Source organism: Castellaniella sp., assembly GCF_034007085.1.
GTDB lineage: Bacteria > Pseudomonadota > Gammaproteobacteria > Burkholderiales > Burkholderiaceae_B > Castellaniella.
Window position 1 is genome coordinate 1 of the sequence record NZ_JAVERO010000176.1, and the last position, 3,478, is coordinate 3,478.

Below are 3,478 nucleotides of genomic sequence, written 5' to 3' on the forward strand. Positions count from 1 at the left end.
GATCCCGGCGGGGAACATCCAGGCGCCGCCAAAGGCGGCTGGGGCGCCGGCCGGCAGCAGCAGCGAACCGATGCGCAGCAGGGCGTAGATGCCGACCTTGGTCATGATGGCAAAGATCGCGGCCACAGGGGCCGCAGCCTCGGCGTAAGTGTTCGGCAGCCAGAAATTCAGAGGCCAGGCGGCTGCCTTGATCAGGAAGGCGACCCCCAGAATCGCTGCGGCGCTGTCGAACAGTTGCCGGTCTGCGCCGTGCAGTGTCAAGGCGCGGACTGACAGGTCGGCCAGGTTCAGCGTGCCGGTCAGACCATAGATCAGCGCGATCGCCACCAGCAGCAGGAAGGATGCAATCAGGTTGACGGCGATGTAGTGCAGCGCGGCGCCCACCCGACGCTTGCCTGAGCCATGCAGCATCAGGCCGTAGGATGCCGTCAGCAGGATCTCGAAGAAGACGAAAAGATTGAACAGGTCACCTGCCAGGAAGGCCCCGTTCAACCCCATCATGATCAGCAGGAACAGGGGGTGGAAGTGGCTCCCGGCACGGTCCCAGCGGGCGGTAGCGTAGATCCAGGCACACAGTCCCAGCACCGCAGTCAGGCCCACCATCAGCGCGGCCAGGCGGTCCGCCACCAGTACGATGCCGAAGGGAGCGGGCCAGTTGCCCAGCAGATAGACGCCAATGCCGTTGGGCCAGTGCGGCGTGCCGATACTTTGGGTGGCACGTACCAGCATCAGTGCGGCCAGCGTCATCAGGGCAAGGGCGATGGCGCCCAGGGCCACGCGCAGCCGCCGATGGCTGTCGCGGGTGAGCAGCATCAGCGCGGCCATGAGCAGAGGGATCAGGACCGGCAGGACCGGCAGGTGTTGCTGCCAAAGCGTCATGGGCGGTGTTCCTCGCCGTCCACATGGTCGGTGTCATGCATCCCGCGCGAGGCCAGCAGCACGACCAGGAACAGCGCCGTGGTCGCAAAGCCGATGACGATGGCGGTCAGCACCAGGGCCTGGGGCAGTGGGTCGGCGTAGCGTGCCGGGTCGGCCCAGGCCGGATCGATGACGGGCGGGGCATCCACCCGCAGCCGGCCCATGGCGAAGATGAACAGGTTGACCGCGTAGCCCAGCAGTACCAGCCCCATGATGAACTGGAACGTGCGTGGCCGCAGCAGCAGCCAGACGCCCGAGCCTGCGAGTACGCCGATCGCCAATGCCAGTATCCATTCCATGTTCAGTGTTCCAGGGCAGGGGCCGAGGTTTCGGCGAGCTTGCGGTAGAAGCGCAGGGACTGGTGCGCCAGGGCAATGATCATCAGGATCGTGGCGCCCACCACCAGCATGTACACGCCCAGATCGAACAGCAGCACGCTGGACAGGCGCAGGGTGCCGATCAGGGGCAGGGCCAGATCCATTGCATGGGCGGCAAGCAAAGGCTTGCCGGTCCACCAGACCGCCATGGCGGCGGCGCCGGCGACCAGCAGTCCCAGGGCGATCCAGGCTTGCGGCCGGATCAGGGGGCGGGCTTCGACCCATAGGATCCCGCCGACCATATATTGCAGGATGATGCCGGTGGCCATGATCAGCCCGCCAATGAATCCACCGCCTGGCAGGTTATGACCGCGCAGCAGGAAATACAGTGAGATCATGGTGGAAACCGGCAGCAGGAGCCGCGCCAGGACAGCAGGCACGCGCATCGTGCCTTCGGGCAGCGGTGCCTGAAGATCGGGTTCCTCGAAGGCGGCTGCCGCACCGCCGCGGTGACGCAGCGGCGCGGCGATGGTCTCGGCAGGAGGGCGGAACCGGCGCAGCAGGGCGTAGACGCTGAGCGCCACGACTCCCAGCACGGTGATCTCGCCAAAGGTATCGAAGGCGCGGAAATCGACCAGGATCACGTTGACCACGTTCGCGCCGCCACCCAGGGGCCAGGCCTGCTGGACGAAATAGGCGGCGATGCTGTCGTGTGCAGCTGGCCGGGTCATCATGACGTAGGACAGGATCGTCATCAGGGCACCTGCGGACGCAGCAACCAGGAAATCACGCCGCCGTCGCCAGCGCGTCGCCCGGGGGGTGGGGCCGGGGAATTCCTCGATGCGGGGGGGCAGCCAGCGCAGCCCCAGCAGGATGAGCACGGTGGTGACGGCCTCGACCGTGAGCTGGGTCAGGGCCAGGTCCGGGGCTGACAGCCAGGCGAAAGTCACGCAGGTGAACAGGCCCGCCGCGCTGGCCAGCATCAGCGAGGCTGCGCGATGGTATTTGGCCTGGTAGGCCGCCGCCAGCACGCAAGCGCTGCCGGCCAGCCACATCAGGCCGAAGGACCATTGTGCCGGTGTGCTGAAGGTGTCGTGCGGCCACCAACCGCCTGGCAGCAGTGGCAACAGCGCCACGGCGCCAGTGGCCAGCACCAGCAGCAGCACCTGTGGTTGCAGCCGCTGGGTCTGCAGCCAGTTCAACAGACGCGCCGAGCCTGCGTCGATGGCCTCCAGCAGCAGTTCGAAGGTCTGGCGCCCGTCCAGGCGGTAGATCAGGGGTACCCGGCCAGGTGCGCGCTGGTCGCGCGCGCGCAGTGCCTGATACAGTCCAATGCCGGCGACCATGGCAGTCAGGCTCATCAGCAAGGGCAGGTTCAGGCCATGCCAGAGCCGCAGATCGTAGGTCGGGACGCGATCGCCCAGCAGGGCGTGCATGACCAGGGTCAGAACGGGTTCCAGGAACAGGCCGGGCAGGATGCCGACGGCCAGGCAGAACAGTACCAGTACGGCGCAGGGGATCAGCATCATGCGGGGCGGATCGTGTGGCGTACGAGGCAGATCTGTCGCCTGCGGGCCGAAGAACACCTGCAGGATGAAACGCAGCGAATAGGTCACGCTGAAGGCGCCGGCCAGCACGGCGACGATGGGCAGGCCCCAGCGGCTGGCCCAGTGTCCGGTGATGAAGACGGTTTCCGCGAAGAACATTTCCTTTGAGAGAAAACCGTTGAGCAAGGGCACGCCCGCCATGGCAGCGGCCGACACCATGGCCAGCGTGGCAGTCAGCGGCATCAGGGATCGCAGGCCGGACAGACGGACCAGATCGCGTGTGCCGCTTTCGTGGTCGACGATCCCTGCCGCCATGAACAGGGATGCCTTGAATGTGGCGTGGTTGATGATGTGGAAGATGGCGGCCACCAGCGCCAGGCGGCTGTTCATGCCCAGCAGCAGAGTAATCAGGCCCAGATGGCTGATGGTGGAATAGGCCAGCACGCCTTTCATGTCGCGCTGGAAGGTCGCGGCATAGGCCCCCAGCAGGAGAGAGCACAGGCCTGCTCCACCGATGATCCAGGTCCACCAGTCGGTGCCGGAAAAGATCGGCCAGAACCGCGCCAGCAGGAAGACGCCCGCCTTGACCATGGTGGCCGAGTGCAGGTAGGCCGAAACCGGGGTGGGCGCTGCCATGGCGTTGGGCAGCCAGAAATGGAAGGGAAACTGGGCGCTTTTGCTCAGGGCACCCAGCGC

General features: G+C 66.2%; 3 protein-coding genes. All 3 read right to left on the minus strand.

The window, feature by feature from the left end; translation table 11 throughout:
* A partial coding sequence (locus RBR29_RS11180) for a proton-conducting transporter membrane subunit (protein WP_320349313.1) occupies positions 1–879 on the minus strand: 879 nt, incomplete at its 3' end.
* A complete protein-coding gene (locus RBR29_RS11185; protein WP_320349316.1) occupies positions 876–1,217 on the minus strand; it encodes a Na+/H+ antiporter subunit C in 342 nt (113 codons plus the stop codon). The genes RBR29_RS11185 and RBR29_RS11180, both read right to left, overlap by 4 nt.
* 2 nt (positions 1,218–1,219) lie before the next feature.
* Positions 1,220–3,478 (minus strand): hydrogen gas-evolving membrane-bound hydrogenase subunit E (mbhE, locus tag RBR29_RS11190; RefSeq protein ID WP_320349318.1); only part of this gene is annotated, 2,259 nt, incomplete at its 5' end.

Bases quoted from the DNA above. Each gene is read 5' to 3' on its own strand.
- RBR29_RS11185 (WP_320349316.1), bottom strand. From the start codon at position 1,217: ATGGAATGGATACTGGCATTGGCGATCGGCGTACTCGCAGGCTCGGGC.